At 63.8% G+C, this 18,611-nt stretch carries 16 protein-coding genes and 1 pseudogene; 10 read left to right on the top strand and 7 right to left on the bottom strand.

What is annotated here, in order from left to right; translation table 11 throughout:
* A pseudogene (locus AiwAL_RS17585) lies at window positions 1-130 on the top strand (S-(hydroxymethyl)glutathione dehydrogenase); the annotation flags it as partial.
* Between the two features lie 6 nt (window positions 131-136).
* On the top strand, window positions 137-2,227 hold the full coding sequence (locus AiwAL_RS17580) for a TonB-dependent receptor (protein WP_262313193.1): 2,091 nt from the start codon (window positions 137-139) through the stop codon (window positions 2,225-2,227).
* A 70-nt stretch (window positions 2,228-2,297) separates the two neighbouring features.
* On the opposite strand, the gene AiwAL_RS17575 is transcribed toward AiwAL_RS17580, so the two are convergent.
* A complete protein-coding gene (locus tag AiwAL_RS17575; RefSeq protein ID WP_235705674.1) occupies window positions 2,298-3,704 on the bottom strand; it encodes an FAD-binding oxidoreductase in 1,407 nt (468 codons plus the stop codon).
* A gap of 109 nt (window positions 3,705-3,813) precedes the next feature.
* Between AiwAL_RS17575 and AiwAL_RS17570 the strand changes: the two genes are divergently transcribed.
* From AiwAL_RS17570 to AiwAL_RS17560, 3 genes are all read left to right on the top strand, one after another.
* The gene (locus AiwAL_RS17570) at window positions 3,814-4,593 is read left to right on the top strand and encodes an IclR family transcriptional regulator (RefSeq protein ID WP_235705673.1); all 780 of its coding nucleotides are present in this window, start codon (window positions 3,814-3,816) and stop codon (window positions 4,591-4,593) included.
* A gap of 134 nt (window positions 4,594-4,727) precedes the next feature.
* Window positions 4,728-6,404, top strand: coding sequence for a PQQ-binding-like beta-propeller repeat protein (locus tag AiwAL_RS17565; protein WP_235705672.1), 1,677 nt, complete (start codon window positions 4,728-4,730; stop codon window positions 6,402-6,404).
* 20 nt (window positions 6,405-6,424) lie between these two features.
* The gene (locus AiwAL_RS17560; RefSeq protein ID WP_235705671.1) at window positions 6,425-7,615 is read left to right on the top strand and encodes a c-type cytochrome; all 1,191 of its coding nucleotides are present in this window, start codon (window positions 6,425-6,427) and stop codon (window positions 7,613-7,615) included.
* Here AiwAL_RS17560 and AiwAL_RS17555 read toward each other — a convergent pair.
* The 6 genes from AiwAL_RS17555 to AiwAL_RS17530 form a co-directional block, all read right to left on the bottom strand.
* The gene (locus AiwAL_RS17555) at window positions 7,608-9,269 is read right to left on the bottom strand and encodes an NADPH-dependent assimilatory sulfite reductase hemoprotein subunit (protein ID WP_262313192.1); all 1,662 of its coding nucleotides are present in this window, start codon (window positions 9,267-9,269) and stop codon (window positions 7,608-7,610) included. The genes AiwAL_RS17560 and AiwAL_RS17555 overlap by 8 nt on opposite strands.
* Before the next feature lie 113 nt (window positions 9,270-9,382).
* On the bottom strand, window positions 9,383-10,072 hold the full coding sequence (locus tag AiwAL_RS17550) for a phosphoadenylyl-sulfate reductase (RefSeq protein ID WP_235705669.1): 690 nt from the start codon (window positions 10,070-10,072) through the stop codon (window positions 9,383-9,385).
* A complete protein-coding gene (locus AiwAL_RS17545) occupies window positions 10,072-11,820 on the bottom strand; it encodes a sulfite reductase flavoprotein subunit alpha (RefSeq protein WP_262313191.1) in 1,749 nt (582 codons plus the stop codon). The genes AiwAL_RS17550 and AiwAL_RS17545 overlap by 1 nt, the downstream gene beginning before the upstream one ends.
* Window positions 11,821-11,826: 6 nt before the next feature.
* Window positions 11,827-12,627 (bottom strand): uroporphyrinogen-III C-methyltransferase, encoded by an 801-nt coding sequence (gene cobA / locus AiwAL_RS17540; protein ID WP_262313190.1) that lies wholly within the window; start codon window positions 12,625-12,627, stop codon window positions 11,827-11,829.
* A complete protein-coding gene (locus AiwAL_RS17535; RefSeq protein ID WP_262313189.1) occupies window positions 12,618-13,175 on the bottom strand; it encodes a bifunctional precorrin-2 dehydrogenase/sirohydrochlorin ferrochelatase in 558 nt (185 codons plus the stop codon). Before AiwAL_RS17535 ends, cobA begins: the two co-directional genes overlap by 10 nt.
* On the bottom strand, window positions 13,172-13,810 hold the full coding sequence (locus tag AiwAL_RS17530) for a peroxiredoxin (RefSeq protein WP_262313188.1): 639 nt from the start codon (window positions 13,808-13,810) through the stop codon (window positions 13,172-13,174). Before AiwAL_RS17530 ends, AiwAL_RS17535 begins: the two co-directional genes overlap by 4 nt.
* Window positions 13,811-13,981: 171 nt before the next feature.
* Here AiwAL_RS17530 and AiwAL_RS17525 point away from each other — a divergent pair, with 171 nt between their 5' ends.
* The 5 genes from AiwAL_RS17525 to AiwAL_RS17505 all read left to right on the top strand — a co-directional run bounded on the left by AiwAL_RS17525 (window position 13,982) and on the right by AiwAL_RS17505 (window position 18,450).
* Entirely contained in the window at window positions 13,982-14,473 is a 492-nt protein-coding gene (locus AiwAL_RS17525; RefSeq protein ID WP_235705664.1) for an Lrp/AsnC family transcriptional regulator, read from the top strand.
* Between the two features lie 128 nt (window positions 14,474-14,601).
* Window positions 14,602-14,943, top strand: coding sequence for a multidrug efflux SMR transporter (locus AiwAL_RS17520; protein WP_235705660.1), 342 nt, complete (start codon window positions 14,602-14,604; stop codon window positions 14,941-14,943).
* Window positions 14,944-15,126: 183 nt separating this feature from the next.
* Window positions 15,127-16,071, top strand: coding sequence for a choline ABC transporter substrate-binding protein (choX, locus tag AiwAL_RS17515; protein ID WP_262313187.1), 945 nt, complete (start codon window positions 15,127-15,129; stop codon window positions 16,069-16,071).
* A gap of 249 nt (window positions 16,072-16,320) precedes the next feature.
* The gene (gene choW / locus AiwAL_RS17510; protein ID WP_235705658.1) at window positions 16,321-17,181 is read left to right on the top strand and encodes a choline ABC transporter permease subunit; all 861 of its coding nucleotides are present in this window, start codon (window positions 16,321-16,323) and stop codon (window positions 17,179-17,181) included.
* A gap of 3 nt (window positions 17,182-17,184) precedes the next feature.
* Window positions 17,185-18,450, top strand: a complete 1,266-nt coding sequence (locus AiwAL_RS17505) for a glycine betaine/L-proline ABC transporter ATP-binding protein (protein WP_235705657.1) — start codon at window positions 17,185-17,187, stop codon at window positions 18,448-18,450.
* Window positions 18,451-18,611: the final 161 nt, after the last annotated feature.

Raw genomic sequence — 18,611 nt, 5'->3', positions numbered from 1 at the left:
CGACTGGTATATGGACGGCAAAATCAACATCGACGACCTGATCACCCACACCCTCCCCTTCGAGCAGATCAACCACGGCTTCGACCTCATGCGCAACGGCGAAAGCATCCGCTCCGTCGTCGTATACTGAATGCGGATGCGAATACATCATGGCGCCGTCGTGCTTCTGGCGACAGCGGCGCTGTGCGGCACGGCGCGCGCGCAGGCGGTGATGTTGCCCTCGCCGGCTTCGATCGCGATCAAGCGCATCGTCGTCAGCGCGACACGGACGCGCCAGTCGAGCTTCAATGTGCCGGTCTCGATCTATACCGTGACCGGGCGGCAGGTGAGCGAGGCGAACGAACAGGAGAATCTGTCGGAAAGCCTCAAGCGCGTGCCGGGTCTCGATGTGCAGAACCAGCAGAATTACGCAACCGGAATCCGCATCACCTCGCGCGGGTTCGGCGCGCAGACCGCGTTCGGCGTGCGCAACGTGAAGCTGCTGATCGACGGCGTGCCGGCGACCCAGCCGGACGGCACCGGCGACTCCGAGATCATCGATCTCGGCGACGTGTCGCGCATCGAAGTGCTGAGCGGGCCGTTTTCGGTGCTGTACGGCAATGCGGCGGGCGGCGTGATCCAGGTGTTCAGCAAGGATGGACCGAAGCAGCCGACTGTGAGCTTCGGGCTGCTCGGCGGCTCCTACGGCAGTTACCGGGCGAGCCTGTCCTATGGCGGGCAGGCTGCGTTCGGCCGGAGCGGCTCGTTCAACTATATGATGAACGCCTCGGATTTCTATTCCGGCGGCTATCGCGCGCATAGTTCGGTGCGGCGCCAGCAATTCTACGGCAAGTATCGCGTGCAGGTCGATGCGGATACCAGCTACACGCTGCTGGTGGATGCGCTGAACGAGCCGGATTCGCTCGATCCGCTCGGGTTGACCGCGGCGCAGTATCATCAAAACCCGCGACAGGCGGGGACCGGGGCGGATGCGTTCAATGCCCGCAAGACGCTGCGGCATGTCCAATTCGGCCTAGTGTTCCGTCACCGGATCAACGACGACAACTCCATCCGTGTTATGATTTACGAAGCCACCCATTCGGTTTTGCAGTATCTGCCGTTCACCGGCAGTTTCGCGGCATCGGGCGGCGGCGTTGTCGATCTTGCGCGGAAATCCGGCGGGATCGGCGGGCGGTGGACGCACAAGACGCGGCTTGCCGGGATTCCGGTGACCACGATCGTCGGGGCCGATTTCGGCTACGAGGACCAGCATCGCAAGGGCTATGTCAACGAATTCGGCACCATCGGCGCGTTGCGCCGCAACGAGCAGGATATCGCGCGCAACATCGCCGAGTATGCCGAGATCGAGGTGAAGCCCGCCCCGCGCCTCGTGCTCGATGCCGGATTGCGGCACAGCCAGGAACATTTCAGCGTGCAGGATTTGTTCGTCACGCCGAAACTGACCAATGACAGTGGTTCGATTTCGTACGCCCACACCAGTTTCGTGGCGGGCGCGACCTATCATCTGACCCGCGAGACCAATCTGTTCGCCGATTACGGCGAGGGATTCGAGACGCCGACGCTGGACCAGCTCGCGTATCTGCCGAATGGCGAGGCGGGGCTGAATGCCGCGCTGGTGCCGGCCACGAGCCAGAACTACGAAGCCGGGATCAAGAGTCTGATCGCGGGCAACACGTATTTCAAGCTCGCCCTGTTCCACATCCACACCAATAATCAGATCGTGGTGTCGTCCTCCACCGATGGGCGCACCGCCTATGCCAATGAGGGACAGACGGCGCGCAACGGCATCGACGCGAGCATCGACAGTTTCCTGCCGCATCATATCGAGTTGTATGCCGCCTACAGTTTCCTTCATGCCCGGTTCGAAAACAGCGCGGTCGCCGGCAAGGCGCTGCCCGGTGTGCCGCAGCAGCGCATCTATGGCGAAGTGGACTGGCATAATCCGGCGAGCGGGTTCTACACCACGCTCGACGGGCAGTGGCAGAGCCGGATGTATGTCGATAACGCGAACTCGGCCTATGCAGCGGGGTATTTCACCGCCGGGGCGGCGGGCGGATTCCGGCAGAATTTCGGACCGTTCGGGCTGAACGAGTTTGTGCGGGTCAATAACATCTTCAACCGAACCTATGTCGGCGCCGTGGTGATCGCAGCGAGCAACGGCGAATATTACGAACCGGCGCCGGGGCGCAATTTCATCGTGGGCATGACCGCGAAGTATCGGTTTTGAGGGTGTTGTGGTTGGCCAGTGGCGCCCGCGCATGGATTGCTTCGCTTCGCTCGCAATGACGGCAGGGTGGTTAGAATAATTTTCCAGGGTTCATGATGCCGCGCGGATCGAGCGCGTCCTTGATCCGGCGCATCGCGTCGCGCTCGGCGGCGGCGCGCCAATGGGCGAAGGCGGGGCGCTTGATCATGCCGACGCCGTGTTCGGCCGAGAAGCTGCCGCCGAGACCGGCGACGATGGCGTTGACATCCTCCATCAGGTCTTCGGCGCGCCCGTCGAACGCGCCGGGCTCTTCGCCCTCCGGTTGGATCACGTTGAGATGGATGTTGCCGTCGCCGATATGGCCGAATGCCGCCATGCGGGCGCCGGGGTAACGCGCTGTCAGCATGGCCCTGGTGCGGTCGAGCAGGTCGGGGACCGAGGCGATCGGCACCGAGACGTCGTTCTTCACCGAGGTGCCTTCGCGCTTCTGGGATTCGGCGATGTGCTCGCGGATTGCCCAGAAGTCGCGGCGCTGGGTTTCGGATTCGGCGATCGCGGCATCGGCGATGGTGCCGTGCTCCAGCGCGCCGGCGAGGACGGATTCCAGCGTCTCGCGCAGGGAAGCGGCGCGCCGTGTGGTGGCGAGTTCGGCGAGGACGTAATGCGCGGCGGGCTCGGCGAAGGGCAGGCGGAAATCCGGCATGTGACGCGCGTTCAGCGCCATCGCAGGGCCGGAGATATATTCGAAGGCGTAGAGCGCGGATTCGTCTTCGTCGCGCAGCCGGGCGAACAGGTCGAGCACGGCGTCAATGCCGGGCAGCGCGCAGAGGCAGGTCTGGCGCTCGCGCGGCGCGCGATAGAGTTTCAGTGCGGCGGCGGTGATGATGCCGAGCGTGCCTTCGGCGCCGGCGAACAGATGTTTCAGCGCGTAGCCGGTATTGTCCTTGCGCAGCAGGCGCAGCCCGTTCCAGAGCGTGCCGTCCGGCAGGACGACTTCGAGGCCGAGAATCAGATCGCGCGCATTGCCGAAGCGCAGCGTGTTGTTGCCGCCCGCATTGGTGGAGAGCACGCCGCCGAGCTGGGCCGAACCCTCCGAATTGATCGAGAGCGGCAGGAGCGCGCCGGCCTCGGCCGCTTCCTCCTGCGCGCGTAGAAGAGTGACGCCAGCTTCGGCGATCATCGACAATCCGGCGCGGTCGATCGCGCGGACCCGGTTCAGCCGGGCGAGGCTGAGCACGAATTCGGCACCGGGACGGCTGGGGACGGCGCCGGCGACCAGCGAGGTGTTGCCGCCCTGCGGCACGATCGCCACACCTGCCTCGGCGCAGAGCCGGACGGAAGCGGCGACGCCGTCCGCATCGCGCGGGCGGAGCACGGCGCGCGGCGAATTGGCATACAGCCCGCGCCAGTCGGTGCCGAACGGGGCGATATCGGCGCTCTCGGTGAGAACGCCGCCGGGGCCGAGGGCGGCGGCGAGGCGGTCGATCAGGTCGTTCATCGCGCGACTATAATGTCCCGGTCGTCAGGGCGGAAACTACCCTGGATTTTCGACATTCGGAACTCATTTCCGAATTGACAAAGAGGTGGTTGGGCCTAGTCTCCGTGCCATGGATACGCCGATCACCGATCTGCCATCGAGCATCGCGAAGGCGCTGGCGCTGCTGCGTTGCGTGAGCACCGCCGAGCCGCACGCGAATTTCTCCACCCTGCTCGATCGAACCGGCTTGCCGAAGGCGACGCTGCACCGGCTGTTGCAGGAGTTGATCGAAGCCGGGCTGATCCGCTCCGGGCCCGACCGCACCTATCGCCCGTCGCTCGGACTGCTGGAACTGGCCTATCGGGCGTGGGAATCGATCGATCTCAAGCAGGTCGCGGCGCGCCACGTCGACGCGCTGTGGCACAGCACGGAAGAGACGGTACATCTCGCGGTGCGTGACGGGCTGGAAATCATCTATATCGACAAGCGCGAGAGCCCGAAAACGCTGCGGCTGTTCTCCTCGATCGGGCGGCGCGGGCCGCTGCATTGCACCGGGGTCGGCAAGGCGATTCTGGCGCATCTGCCGGAGGCCGAGCGCGAGGACGTCATCGCGCGCATCACCCTGACCGGGCATACGCCGCACACCATCACCTCCCGGCATCTGCTGCGCGCCGAGTTCGACCGGATCAGGAGCGAAGGGATCGCGCGCGATTGCGAGGAGCATGAGGAGGGGATTTTCTGCGTCGCGGCACCGATTTTCGACCGCAACTTCAGGCCGGTCGCGAGCCTGAGCGTGACCGCGCCGGGGATTCGCATGGACCGCGCGCGGCTGGATGCGCTGGCGCCGGAGGTGAAGCAGGCCGCGCGGCTGATTTCCCAGGATGTCGTTCTGTCGAATTGTTCGGTTTGAGGCCGACCCGGCTTGGGGACGGCTAAATCGCTTGATCCCTCGGCGCGTTATGGTAGCGTTACCACGTCACGAACCAATTGGCGTGCGCCTGCGCGCCGCCCGTGTTGGGGTAAACCGCAAAGGGAGGGACGGATATGCTCAAGACCACACGATCCATGCGATGGAGCCGGACTGCGCTGGCCGGCGGTATTGCCGCGACGGCGCTGGCGTTCGGGCTGGCCGGTAGTGCTCAGGCGGGGACGACGGCGAACGCCGTGACGCCAGGCATGAAGGATTTCACCAACACGCAGGGAGATCACGCGAACTGGATCCTGCCGGCGAAGAATTACAACAATGACCGTTATGTCAGCCTGACCAGCATCTCGCCCGCCAATGTGAGCAAGCTCAAGCCGGTCTGGACCTTCAAGATTTCGGATAACGGGCCGATCGAGGCGGCGCCGCTGATCTGGCACGGCATTGCCTATATCACCTCGGCGCATGATCACGTCTATGCGATCGACGTGAAGACCGGCAAGCTGAAATGGCAGTTCTCCGACAACCCGCACGTGATTTCCTTCGCCGCCAATCGCGGCGTCGCGCTGGTGGACGGCAATGTGTATGTCGCGACGCTGGATGGGCGACTGATCGCGCTGAACGCCGAGACCGGCAAGAAGGTGTTCGACAAGCTCGCGGTGAAGGATCCGACCAACTCGTTCTACACCATGGCGCCGCTGCCCTGGCGAAACCCATCGACCGGCAAGACCGAGTTGCTGCTCGGCGTATCGGACGGGGATTGGGGCGGCATCGGCAATATCGCGGCCTACGACCCAAAGACCGGCAAGGAGCTATGGCAGTGGAACACGGTGCCGGGGCCGGGCAAGCCAGCTAACAAGACGTGGAGCGGCGATAGCTGGAAGCGCGGCGGTGCCGCGGTGTGGACGCAGATGGCGATCGACCCGAAAACCGGGATTCTCTACGCCAATGCGGGCAATCCGCAGCCCGATTTCAACGGGCCGGTGCGCAAGGGCAAGAATCTCTACAGCGATTCGCTGCTCGCGCTGAACATTTCGGGCGCGAAGCCGAAACTTGTCTGGTATCACCAGTTCATCGCGCACGACACCCATGACTGGGACCCGGTGATGCCGCCGGTACTGTTCGACGGCAAGGTGAACGGCAAGACGATGCCTCTGGTGGCGGATGGCGACAAGGCGGGCAATTTCTGGCTGCTGAATTCCAAGACCGGCGCGCTGGTGAATCATCTGGTGATCAGCATGCAATATCACCAGAATACCGAGCCGACGCTGAAGGGCAACGTGGCTTGTCCGAACACCAATGGCGGCGTGGAGTTCAACGGCGGCACCTACGACCCGCAGACCAACATGATCTATCTGCCGAGCAGCAACGAATGCGGGTTCTGGCGCGCGACCAAGAACGTCGTCTATATCGGCGGCCAGTTCTACCTGGGTGGGGCATTTCCGAAATTCGTCGGCCCGAACACCGGACAGCTCAACGCGATCGATGTCGGCGACGGCGTGTTCGCGTGGCGCGAGCCGGAAAAATTGCCGATGGCGGGTGGTGCGCTCTCGACCGCGAGCGGACTGGTGTTCACCGGCATGGAGAACGGCGATTTCGCGGCGTTCGACGCCAATAGCGGCAAGGAGTTGTGGAAATACCAGACCGGTTCGCCGATCATCGCGCCGCCGGTCGCGTTCACCGAGGGCAGCACCGAATATGTCGCGGTGGCGTCGGGCCCGGCGGGCAATCAGCAATTGCCGAACATGCCGAAGACCAATGCCGGAACCGAGCTGACGATGTTCGCCGTCTCCAAGTGATGCGGCGGACTAACCTTACGTTGGCCCCGGCCGCGGGGGCGGTGCTGCTCGCCCTCGCGGCTCCGGCCTCGGCGGCCACGATATCGGATCACGCTTCTTCGGCAGCGGCGCTGCGCGACATCAAGGCGGCGATCGCGGTGATCACCGGCGCGGAGGATGCGGCGGCGAGCGGTCCCGCATCCTACAGGCTGGCGGCGCAGAGTGCGATCAATGCGCTGGTGGGGGAACATTCGCGGCAATTCGTGGCCTCGGTGCCCAATCCCGGCGATGCGGGGGGTGCGATCGGGCAGGTGAACCATCTGCTCGATCGGCGCGCCAATCCGCCCTTCGTGCCGGTGCTGCATGGCGTGCTGGTCAATGTGCTCGCGGCGGTGGGGCATTTGCAGGATGCGCGCAAGGCGCGCGGGCTGACCGCGTTCGAGGTCGCGTCCTCGCGCGCCCTGGAAGACCTCGACGTGGCGCAGGGGCGGGCGAGTGAATACGACGTGCTTGGCGGCATGGCAGGCGCGATCGCGAATACCGGACTCGGGGTGCCGGCCGGCGCGGCGATCCTGAACGGATGCGCCGCACCGGCCAGGACCGGCTATGGCATGTCTCATGGCTGGCTCGCGTGGCGGGCGGTGACGCTCAGCGACGCGACGATCCCGGATGCCGGAGCGGCGTTTATCAGAAAGGACGGCAATATGGTGGTGTTCTACACGGCGGCGGCGCCGATGGTCCGGCATTTGTGCGATACCCATGCGGCGGCGATCCGGCCGACCGTGACGCGCGCAAAGCCAAAGCCGGCGCGGCTGATCGAGGTCGCGGCGCAGGCAGCCGCGACCAAGGCGCTCTACACGGCGGCGCAGGCGAAACAGGGAAAGGCCGTGTATTCGGCGGATTGCGCGAGCTGCCATGGCGGCAATCTGCAGGGCGTCGCGGCGCCGGCGATCGCGGGCAAGGATTTTCTTGCGACCGCGAAGAAGGATGGCTGGACCGTCGGCGTCATCCGCACCATCGTCACCCAGAACATGCCGTTCAACAATCCGGCGTCATTGAAGCCGGCGCAGTATGCCGAGGTGATCGCCTATCTGCTCGCGTCGAACTGCTACCCGGCGGGCAAGACGGCGTTTCCCGAGCACGCGCCGACGGATTTCGCCACGATGAAGATCGTTACGCCAGCGCACCCGGCGGGAACGCCCAACATGTTCGGGGTCTGCGCGGTCAAATGATCCCGGTCCGGCGGGTGAAATCGCCGAATCCCTCGCCAGGCTCGCGGTTTTTTGCATAGGCCGCGAAGAGTGGATCGAGGCTCTCAAGGATTTCTGCCTCATTCAGATTTTCGTGGAGCAGACTATTGAGGCGGGAGCCGTCGGCGGCGCCCCCGAGATGCAGGTTGTAGCGGCCGGGATTGCGGCCGATCAGGCCGATTTCCGCGATATAGGGCCGCGCGCAGCCATTCGGGCAGCCGGTCATGCGCAGGGTGATTTTTTGCTCCGACAGGCCGTGGGTCGCGAGCATCTGGTCGATCATGGTTATCAAATCGGGCAGATAGCGCTCGCTTTCGGCAAGGGCAAGCCCGCAGGTCGGCAGGGCGACGCACGCCATCGCGCTTTCGCGCAGCGCAGATTGGCTCTGGATAACGCCGTGCCCGGCGAGAATGAGGTCGATTTTTTCGCGTTCCCCGTCGGTGGCGCGGGCGACGATGACATTCTGATTCGCCGTCATGATGACGGCACCTCGGTCGATGAAACCCTCCAGGGACGCGATCGCGACCAGGGCGGATTTCAGGCGCCAATCGCCGCGATCGGCGACGCGGCCGTTTTCGACGAACAGGGTGAGGTGATTCAACCCCTCCTCGTCGCGCGTCCAGCCGAGCGCATCGCCATTGCCGGTGAACTGGAATTTTCTCTCCGGCTCCAGCGGCTTGGCAAGGCGTGAATTCACTTCGGTCTTGAACCAGTCGAGCCCGCGATCGTCGATCGTGTATTTCAGGCGGGCGCGCTTGCGGTTCGAGCGGTTGCCGAAATCGCGCTGGGTGGTGAGCACGGCCTCGGCGACCGCGACGAGCTGATCGGCCGGGCAATATCCGATGATATCGCCGACGCGCGGGTAGGTTTCCGGCTCGCCATGGGTGGCACCCATGCCGCCGCCGACCACCACGTTGTAGCCGACGATGCCGCCATTCTCGACGATCGCGATGAACGACAGGTCATGCGCGAAGACATCGACATCGTTGGACGGGGGCACCGCGACGGTCATCTTGAATTTGCGCGGCAGATAGGTCGGGCCGTAGATCGGCTCGGCCTCGGGCTCGCCGCCGAGCACCCGCCGGTCGCCGATGAAAATCTCGCGCCAGGCACCGGTGCGCGGCAGGAAATGCGCGGAAAGCCGCCGCGCCGCCTCCACCGCCTCGCCATGGGCGCGCGACAGATAGGGATTGCCAACCGCCATCACGTTGCGGTTGACGTCGCCGCAGGCGGCGATGGTGTCGAGCAAGGCCGCGTCCATCGCGCGCGTCGCGGCGCGCACATTGCTCTTGATGATGCCGTGGAACTGGATCGTCTGGCGCGTGGTGAAGCGCAAGGTCGCGTTGCCGCGCTCGGTCGCGAGCCGGTCCATCGAGAGATACTGGCGCGGCGTCAGCACACCGCCCGGCACGCGCAGCCGCGCCATGAACATATAGGCGCGATCGAGCTTGCGCTTCGCCCGCTCGGGCCGCAGATCGCGGTCGTCCTGCACATACATGCCGTGAAACTTGACGAGTTGGCCGTCGTCTTCCGAAAGGCCGCCGAACGCCTGCTCACCCAACTCCTCGGCCAGCGTGCCCCTCAGAAAATCACTGCGCGCCTTGATGTCCTCATTCCGCGAAAGCGTATCCGTCATCGTCCGTCCTCGTAAGTGCGGTCATAGAACCCGTGCTCGGACCGTGTCCTGAGCTTCGCAAGGGGGCTTTGCCCCCTGCCCCCCCCACTAAGGGCTAAGCCCCGAGATCGGCTTCATGCCGGCACTTCCGCGGGACGGCTGAGGAAGATGCCGCATTCGGTTTTGCCGGAGCCGCTCCAGCGGCCGGCACGGGCATCTTCGCCGGGTTTGATGCGGCGGGTGCAGGTGAAGCAGCCGATCGAGGCGAAGCCGTCGGACTCCAGCGGGTGGCGCGGGAGGTGGTGGGTATCGAAATAGGTTTCGATGTCTTCGCGCGACCAGTCGCCCAGCGGGTTGAGGACCGTGCGGCCATCGGGTCCGGTTTCGATCGCGGCGATATCGGCGCGGGTTTCGGTCTGGTTGCGTTTGCGCCCCGAGATCCAGGCGTCGAAGCCTTCGAGGGCGGCATCGAGCGGCATGGTCTTGCGCAGTGCGCAGCAGAAATCGGGATCGCGCGCGAACAGCGTGCCGTCGGGGTCGAAGCTCGCGAGATGCGCGGGATCGGGACGGATCGAGCGCACATCCGACAGGTGCAGGCGGGTGATCAGCGCGTTGCGATAGGCGATGGTATCGGGAAACAGCTTGCCGGTATCGAGGAAGATCACCGGCAGGCGGCGGTCGATCCGTGCGATCATGTGCAGAAGCACGGCGGATTCGGTGCCGAAGGACGAAACCAGGGCGATGCGGCCCTTGTAGTCGGTTTCGATCGCGCGGCGCAGGAGGTCTTGGGTCGCGGCTTCGATGGCGGTCGATGTGTCCAGCATCAATAGACATCCTTTTTGTAGCGGCCGGCGGAAATCAGCGCGTCGAGTTCGGCCTGGCCGCGCTCCGCATCGTCGCCGCCGAGGATGCGGGTGAGCGTGGCATCGACATCGCGGGCCATGGCCTTGGCGTCACCGCAGAGATAGAGGACAGCACCCTCGGCGAGTCGGGCTTTCAGGGCGTCGCGCTGGTCCCAGAGCACGTGCTGGACATAGCGTTTCTCGGGCTGGTCGCGCGAAAAGGCGAGGTCGATCCGGTCGAGCACGCCGGATTTCAGCCAGTCCTGGATTTCCAGTTGGTAGAGGAAATCGTGCAGGAAGCGACGATGGCCGAAGATCAACCAGGATTTGCCGGCGGCCCCGGTGGCTTCGCGGTCCTGCAGGAAAGCGCGGTAGGGGGCGATGCCGGTGCCGGCGCCGATCATCACGATGGGCGCGTGCGGGTCGGCGGGCAGGCGGAAATGCGGGTTGGGCTTGACGAACACGTCGACCGTGGCGCCGGTCGCGCGGCGCTCGGCGATCATGCCGGAGACCACGCCGAGGCGCGCGCGTCCGGCGCTTTCATAGGCGACCTTGGCGATGGCGAGATGGGCGGCTTCACCCACCGATTTCTGCGACGAGGCGATCGAATAGTAGCGTGGCGGCAGCGGGCGGAACAGTCCTTTGAGCTGGGCGCCGGTGAGTTTGTGCGGGAAGGCTTCGAGCAGATCGATCGGCTGGCGGCCGGCGAGGAAATCGCGCCGTGCGGCATCGTCGTCGGCGAGAGCGGCGAGTTTGGCATCGCCGGTGAGGCCGGCATAGTCCTGCACCAGCTTGGCGGTGAGGGTGGTGATGTCGCGTTCGCTTGTCAGCGCGGCCGCGGATTCAGGATCGCCATCGAGCCCGGCAGCGCGGAGAAGGGACTCGACCAGCACGGGGTCATTGTCCGGCGCGATTCCGAGCGTGTCGCCCGGCTCGTAGGCGAGGCCGGAGCCGGCGAGATCGAGTTCGATATGGAAGGTTTCGGATTCCGAGCGCGATGAAGTGAGCGGGTGGTGTTCGGCGATTTCGGCGGTGAAGGGCGCGGATTTGCTGACGGCTTCGCCGGCCGTGCGATGAAAATCGACATGAATGACCGAACCCGCATCGTCGGGCGGGGTGAGTTTACCGAGGATGTCGGCGATGAAGCTGCCGGCGGGCGCTTCGTAGTCGAGATCGCAATCGACGCGCTCGGCAACGCGGGCGGCACCGAGGGCTTCGAGCCGTGCGTCGATCTGTTTGCCGATTTCGCAGAACTGCGCATATGAGGAATCGCCGAGTGACAGGACGGCGAAGTTAAGGCCGTCGAGTTTTGGGGCAGAGTTGCTCATCAGTGCGCGGTAGAACGGGGCGGCGCGTTGCGGCGGTTCGCCCTCGCCCCAGGTGGCGGCAATGACGAGGAGATTGCCGGCATCCTTCAGGGCGGCGATATTGGCATCGGCCATGTCAAGCGTGCGGGCGGCGAATCCGCGCTTCTGGGCGTCGCGCTTGGCGGCACCGGCGAGGGCTTCGGAATTGCCGGATTCGGTCGCGTAGAGAATGGTGAGCTTGGTTTTTGCAACCGGCGCTGCCTGGGGTGCGGCGTGCTCGCCCTTGGCGGCGTCGATCCCCGCGAGGAAGCCGGCGAGCCAGGCGCGCTGGACGGTCGAGGCACTGCCGATCACGCGGTCGAGTGCGGCGATATCCTCGGGCGCGAACGGAGCGGTGCGGGGCAGTGTCGCGGATTTGGTCATAATGGATCAGCCTTGAGCGGAGACGGTGTCGGGGACGGGAAATGCGGTTTCGGTGGCGAACATCGCGCCGATCCCGACAACCGGGCCGATGACGATGAGGGTCGCGGCCGGACGCAGCGTGCGGGCGATGCGTGGCGCTTCGGCCAGGGTGGTGCGGATGATCTCTTCGCGCGGGGTGGTGGCATCGAGCAGGAAGGCGACCGGCTCGGCCGGCTCGCGGCCGGCTTCGATGAGGCTGGCCGCGATCGCTTCGAATTTCGCGCGCGCCATGTACAGGACCAGCGTGTCGGCGGCGCGGGCGAGACCGGCGAAATCGACCTCTGCGCCGTCCGGCCCGGATTCGCCAGTCGCGAAGACGACGCTGCGGGCGATGCCGCGATGGGTGATGGGCAGACAGGCGGCGGTGGTCGCGCCGATGCCGGCGGAAATGCCGGGAATCACTCGAAAAACGATGCCGGCGGCGGCAAGGGCCAGGCATTCCTCGCCGCCCCGGCCGAACACGAACGGATCGCCGCCCTTGAGGCGGAGCACGCGGTGTTGCGCCGAGGCGAGGGCGATGAGCTGGGCGTTGATCGCGAGTTGCGGCGTGTGCTCGCCATGCGCGCGCTTGCCGGCCGGGATCAACCGCGTGGCGGCGGGCGCCAGCGCGAGGATTTCGGGCGAAACCAGGGCGTCGTGCAGGATCACGTCGGCGGTGGCGATGGCGTGCAGCGCCGCGAGCGTGAGCAGCGCGGGATCGCCGGGGCCGGCGCCGGCCAGCCAGACGGTGCCGGGCGCGAAATCGGGGTGGCGGATCGTCATAGCCATGCCCGTTCGGCGACGATGGCGGCGATGCGTTGCGCGGCTTCCGGCATGGCGACACCCTCGCGCTGCCAATCGGCACGCAGCGCGCCGATTTCGGCGACCCGTTCCTGCCATTCCGGCCCGTATTTCTGCTCCAGATCGCGGCGGATCAGGCTGGACAGGCCGGGGGCACGGCCATTGGTCGAGATGGTGAGAAGCAAATCGCCGCGCCTGATTTCCGCGACCGAGTGGAAATCGCAGAATTGCGGAACGTCTTCGACATTGACCAGAACCCGCGCATCGCGGGCGGCATTGGCAAGGGTCTCGGCGCGATGGCGCGGCAGATCGACGATCCAGAGCGCGTGAAGCGCTGTGAGATCGGCGGCCTCGGGCAAAGCGCGGCGGAGCGAACCACCGGCGGCGATGACCGCATCGTCCGCCGGGGCATCGGAAAACAGAATCGCATCGGCCGCGCCCGCGGCGCGCAGCGCGCGAAACCGGCGCAGCGCCAGCGGACCGTTTCCGGCCACGGCGAGGCGGGCGAAGCGGGGATCGAGAGCGATCGGGATCATGCCAGCGCGGGCTGCGCGACGCGGCGCAGATAGGGGAGGTCGGTCGCGAGCGGCGCGCCAAAGCGGCGCAGTAATTCGGCATCGGCCAGATGGGGCGCGGCGATGACCGGCTCACCATTCCGCCAGTTGACCGGGGTGACGACCGGTTCGGCATCGGTCAGGCGCAACGCGTCGAGCGCGCGGAGGATTTCGGCGAAATTGCGGCCGATCGCGTTCGGGTAGCTCTGGATCAGCCGCACCGCGTTGCGCGGGTCGATGATGAAGGTGGCGCGCACCGTCTGGGTCGTCGCCGCGTTGGGGTGGATCATGTCGTAGAGATGCGCGACCTCGCGATCGTGATCGGCGATGATCGGGAAAGATGGGCGATGGCCGGAGACCGCGGCGATATCCTCGGCCCAGGCGGCGTGGCGCTCCGGCGTATCGACCGAGAGGGCAAGCAGCTTTGCGTCGCGCGCGGCGAAATCGGGGGTGAGGCGTGCGGCCTCGCCCAGTTCGGTGGTGCAGACCGGCGTGAAGTCGTGCGGGTGGGAGAACAGCACGGTCCAGCTGGAGCCCTTCCAGGCATGGAAACGCAGCAGCCCGTGGGTCGAGAGCTGTTCGAAATCCGGGGCGGTGTCGCCGATACGAAGTGCCACGCCAGTCTCCTCGTCGTGCAAGCGGTGTCTTGCGCTGCATCATATAGGTCAGGTAGGGCGCGACAGAAATGATTTTCTCTCAACTGGGAGTATTTTGGCAAAAATAAGATTGATTTTTTGTTTGATTTGATTGATATGGAATCAGATGTCACAAACGAGGTTGTTTGGAGAATGAATGCGATCGAGCGTCCGCCCGAAAAAGAGGCGCCTGCCGCGCTGGACGGCATCGACCGGGCGATTCTGCGATTGATCGCGCGCGATGCCACCGTGCCGCTCGCCGCCATGGCCAAGCAGGTCGGGCTGTCGGCGACGCCGTGCTGGAAGCGGATCAAGCGGATGGAGGAGGCGGGGATCATCACCGGGCGGGTCGCCACCCTGTCTCCCGAGCGGCTGGGCTATCCGGTGTCGGTGTTCGTGTCGGTGGAGACGGCGGATCATTCCGCCGCATGGATGAGCCGGTTCGCCGAGGTAGTGACGGAAATGCCGGAAATCGTCGGGGCGTGGCGGATGAGCGGCGATGTCGATTATCTGCTGCACGTGATGGTGCCCGATATTCCCGCTTACGATGCATTCTACCGAAGGCTGATCGCCACCGTGCCGCTGCGCAATGTGAGTTCCCGCTTCGCGATGGAACGGATGAAATCGAGCCCGCCGCCGATTTGAGCCGCACCGACTCTAACGCGTTGTTTGTTTGCCTGCCGGTGCTGTATGGTTGCTGCGCTGGCAGCCCGTGCGGCGATGCTCTACAGCGGGGCCCGAACCGCCATATTGCCGCCCGGAGCTCACGCCGAATGACGACGATCCTGACCTATTTCCTGCTGCTTGGCGCCATCCTCAGCGAAGTGGTCGGCACGTCGCTGCTGAAGGCGTCGCAGCAATTCACCCGCCTGGTGCCGGCGGTCCTGACGATCGTTGCCTATGCCGCCTCGTTCTATCTTCTGTCGGTGATCGTGCGGACGGTTCCTGTCGGGATCGTCTATGCGATCTGGAGCGGCATGGGGATCGTTCTGATCTCGCTGGTCGGCTGGGTCGTCTATCGCCAGGCCCTCGACATATCGACGATGATCGGGCTTGGCCTGATCGTTGCCGGGGTCATCGTCGTCAACCTGTCGTCTTCAAATATCCGGCATTGATGAAGATTGCCGGTGTGTCGTACCGGATGGAAGGTGCAACGGCAATGTCGGTTCCATACAAGACCCCGGATCGCAGTGGTTTTAAGAATTCACCCACTCAGCGATCGTCCTGAAAACACGGTCGTCCAGGGAGAGAAAAACAGGCGCGGTTCAATGTGAACGTCTGTAAATCCAGGAGGAAATATGAAACGCTTAGGTTTGGCGATTGCCGTTGCGTCTATTGCGATTGGCTCAGGGGCGGCCCGTGCGGCCGAGCCGGCATCCTGCAAGACGATTCGTCTCGCGAATATCGGCTGGACGGATAATGAAATCCAGAACGCGGTGTTTTCGCAGCTTGCCGGAAATCTCGGCTACAAGATCAATACGAATCTGTATTCCGAAGAAGTCATGTATGCCGGTTTGAAGGACAAGAAGATCGATGTCTTTCTCGACGACTGGACGCCGTCGATGGACAAGATCACCGCCCCCTATGTGAAGGACAAGGGGATCGTCGTTCTGAAGCCGGATCTGACCGGCGCGAAATATACGCTCGTCGTGCCCTATTATCTCTACAATAAAGGTTTGAAAAATTTTGCCGATATTCAGAAATTCGGCAAGGATCTGAACTACAAGATCTACGGGATCGAACCGGGCAATGACGGGAACGAGCATATCCTGGCGATGATCAAGGCCAACAAGTTCGGCCTCGGCAAGTTTCATCTGGTGCAGTCGAGCGAGGCCGGCATGCTTGCCGAGGTCGCGCGCAAATATCCGAAGAAAAAGGCGGTCGTGTTCCTCGGGTGGGAGCCGGAGCCGATGAATGTGGAATTCCACATCCGCTACCTCTCCGGCGGCCATGCTTATTTTGGCCCCCACAAGGGTCAGGCGACGATCTACGTCAATACCCGCCCCGGCTACGTGGCCGAGTGCCCGAATGTGGGCCGGCTGCTGAACCAGTTCAAACTTACCGTCGCTGACGAAAACGCGATGATGTATAAGGTTCAGATCAAGCACCAGCCGGCGAAGGATGTCGCCGCCACCTGGCTCAAGGCGCACCCTGCCTGGGTAAAAGCGACGCTGAACGGTGTGACGACCGTTGACGGCAAACCGGGAACGCCGGCCGTGCTTCAGAAACTGAAAGCAGGTTAGTGTGGTTTTTAGTTCTGAAGTTCCTAAAATCGCCGCCACGTATGCGTAGGAACTTCAGAACCACCACACTGAAATCAAATGTTTGTTAGTGTTCTTTCGATTCGGAAATTCGTATGGCGCCGGGTTTGATGATAACGAACTTCCGAAGCGGGACGCTAGCCGCATTTTGGAAATTCAGCGGCGGTGCGGTGGTGACCGACCGCAAGTCCGTACCGCCGCGATGAATGATCGATTGCGAGGATCATGGAGATGAATGCCCTGACGCAGGCTGAGCGCTGGATCGCCCATCACAGCATTCCGGTCAATCTCTGGTCGCGCGAATTCGTGGACTTCATCAAGAATGATTTCCAGGGCTTCTTCAATGTCCTTTCGAGCGTTCTCGGTCTTCTGCTCGATTCGACGACCGATGCGCTGCGCGCTATTTCGCCGCTTATCCTGATTCTGATTTTTGCTGTTCTTACTTACATTTTCAAGAAATCCTGGCGGCTGGCGGTCTTCGTCTTCCTGGCGCTGCTGTTCGTTCTCAATCAGGGTTACTGGGAGCGAACGCTCGAGACGATCTCGCTCATCGTTTACGCGACATTGGCCTGCATGGCGATCGGTGTGCCGATCGGTATCGCGGCGGCGCACCGGCCGAGGCTGTACCGGGCGATCCGGCCGATTCTCGATATGATGCAGACCCTGCCCACCTTCGTCTATCTGATCCCGACTCTCGTGCTGTTCGGGCTGGGCAGTGTTCCCGGCCTGATCTCGACGATCGTTTTCGTCGTTCCCACGCCGGTGCGCCTGACCTATGTTGGAATCATCAATGTGCCGAAACAATTGATCGAGGCCGGTCAGGCCTTCGGCGCCAGCCCGCGCGAACTGCTCTGGAAAGTCGAGATTCCCGCCGCGATGCCGACAATCCTGACCGGGCTCACCCAGGTCATCATGCTGAGTCTTTCGATGGTCGTGATCGCCGCACTGGTCGGTGCGGGCGGGCTTGGCGAGCCGGTGGTGGAGGCGATGGAGACCGTGCAGATCGGCAAGGGATTCACGTCGGGTCTCGCGATCGTCGTGGTCGCGATCATTCTTGATCGCGTCTTCCGTCCCACCAAGGCGCGGACGTAAAGCATGGCGGGCATCGTACAATTCGACAAGGTCGATATTCTATTTCCGGGCATCGACGACCGCGCGGCGCGCGGTCGCGTCGAGGCTGCGCTCAAGGGATTGGACGCGGGTAAATCGCGGAATGATCTCATCGCCTCGAACGGCGTCGTGGTCGGTGCCGCCGATGTCAATCTTGAGATCGAGCAGGGTGAAATTTTCGTGCTCATGGGTCTGTCGGGATCAGGAAAGACCACGGTTCTACGGGCGGTGAACGGGCTGAACAAGATCAGCCGGGGCCGGATTCTGATCCGCCAGGGCGACCGCGTCGTTGATATGAGCCGCCCGGAGGCGGGCGTGCTCAAGCGCCTGCGCAACGAAGCCGTCTCCATGGTATTCCAGCAATTCGCTCTGCTGCCGTGGCGCACCGTGCGCAGGAACGTCGAACTCGGGCTTGAATTGCGGCGGATGCCGGCGGCGGAAATGCGCAAGATCGTCGATGAATGGCTCGATGTCGTAGGGCTTCTGCCCTGGGCAGAGAAATATGCCGAGGAACTTTCAGGCGGCATGCAGCAGCGTGTCGGCCTCGCGCGCGCGCTCGTCACCAACCCCGATATTCTGCTCATGGACGAACCGTTTTCCGCGCTCGACCCGCTGATTCGCAACAAGCTTCAGGACGAACTGCTATCACTGCAGCGAACGGTCAGGAAAACCATCATCTTCGTCACCCACGATCTCGACGAGGCGTTGAAAATCGGCAACCGGATCGCGATCATGAAGGACGGGCGGGTGATCCAGGTCGGCAAGCCGGAAGACATCGTGCTTCGGCCTGCCACCGATTATGTCGCCGAGTTCGTGAAGCATATGAATCCGCTGACCGCGCTTCGTGCTGCCTCGCTGATGAAGCCGGTCGGCGAGGTTGTGGGAGCGGACGGAGCCCATCGTTTCATCGATCGCGATCTGTATGAGATCGAGCTTGATGCCGATGGCAGGCTTGCGGGCCTTCACTGCAGAGGAGAAAGCGTCGGCTGGTGCGACGCTGACTCGGAATTCGTCCGAACGGCAGGGAACGTGGTCCTGGTCGAAGCGGGTTGTCTGCTCAAGGATGTCGTGGAAATCCGCCAGATGACCGGACGGCCGATTTTTGTCTGCGATGGCGGCCGCATTATCGGGTTCTGCGGCTCCAACGAAATTCTCGATGCCCTCACCCATGCCGGCCGTTCCGCATATGGCGATGGCGCGCGGAGCGGGAGCGATATGTCGAAGCCCATGCTGGCGAACAGCACGCTTTGATAATTCACTGAAGGACTCTAGTGACACGATGAACGAGCAGAGAGTGATTGGGAGCATGGCGCGGTTTTTTGGGGCGTCGGTTGGCGAGACCGATCCTGAGATTGCGGTGGCGATCGGGCGGGAGCTGGCGCGCCAGCAGGACGGGATCGAGCTGATCGCGT

Source organism: Acidiphilium sp. AL, from assembly GCF_025499445.1.
GTDB lineage: Bacteria > Pseudomonadota > Alphaproteobacteria > Acetobacterales > Acetobacteraceae > Acidiphilium > Acidiphilium iwatense.
Note: the sequence above shows the minus strand (reverse complement) of the source record. Positions and strands in the feature narration are given on the sequence as shown.

What these genes read in the sequence shown, in the direction of transcription:
- choX (WP_262313187.1), top strand. Translation starts at nt 15,127, where the DNA reads ATGAAACGCTTAGGTTTGGCGATTGCCGTTGCGTCTATTGCGATTGGC.
- AiwAL_RS17505 (WP_235705657.1), top strand. Translation starts at nt 17,185, where the DNA reads ATGGCGGGCATCGTACAATTCGACAAGGTCGATATTCTATTTCCGGGC.
- choW (WP_235705658.1), top strand. Translation starts at nt 16,321, where the DNA reads ATGAATGCCCTGACGCAGGCTGAGCGCTGGATCGCCCATCACAGCATT.
- AiwAL_RS17535 (WP_262313189.1), bottom strand. Translation starts at nt 13,175, where the DNA reads ATGATCCCGATCGCTCTCGATCCCCGCTTCGCCCGCCTCGCCGTGGCC.
- AiwAL_RS17550 (WP_235705669.1), bottom strand. Translation starts at nt 10,072, where the DNA reads ATGCTGGACACATCGACCGCCATCGAAGCCGCGACCCAAGACCTCCTG.
- AiwAL_RS17545 (WP_262313191.1), bottom strand. Translation starts at nt 11,820, where the DNA reads ATGACCAAATCCGCGACACTGCCCCGCACCGCTCCGTTCGCGCCCGAG.
- AiwAL_RS17580 (WP_262313193.1), top strand. Translation starts at nt 137, where the DNA reads ATGCGAATACATCATGGCGCCGTCGTGCTTCTGGCGACAGCGGCGCTG.
- AiwAL_RS17520 (WP_235705660.1), top strand. Translation starts at nt 14,602, where the DNA reads ATGACGACGATCCTGACCTATTTCCTGCTGCTTGGCGCCATCCTCAGC.
- AiwAL_RS17565 (WP_235705672.1), top strand. Translation starts at nt 4,728, where the DNA reads ATGCTCAAGACCACACGATCCATGCGATGGAGCCGGACTGCGCTGGCC.
- AiwAL_RS17525 (WP_235705664.1), top strand. Translation starts at nt 13,982, where the DNA reads ATGAATGCGATCGAGCGTCCGCCCGAAAAAGAGGCGCCTGCCGCGCTG.
- AiwAL_RS17555 (WP_262313192.1), bottom strand. Translation starts at nt 9,269, where the DNA reads ATGACGGATACGCTTTCGCGGAATGAGGACATCAAGGCGCGCAGTGAT.
- AiwAL_RS17575 (WP_235705674.1), bottom strand. Translation starts at nt 3,704, where the DNA reads ATGAACGACCTGATCGACCGCCTCGCCGCCGCCCTCGGCCCCGGCGGC.
- AiwAL_RS17570 (WP_235705673.1), top strand. Translation starts at nt 3,814, where the DNA reads ATGGATACGCCGATCACCGATCTGCCATCGAGCATCGCGAAGGCGCTG.
- cobA (WP_262313190.1), bottom strand. Translation starts at nt 12,627, where the DNA reads ATGGCTATGACGATCCGCCACCCCGATTTCGCGCCCGGCACCGTCTGG.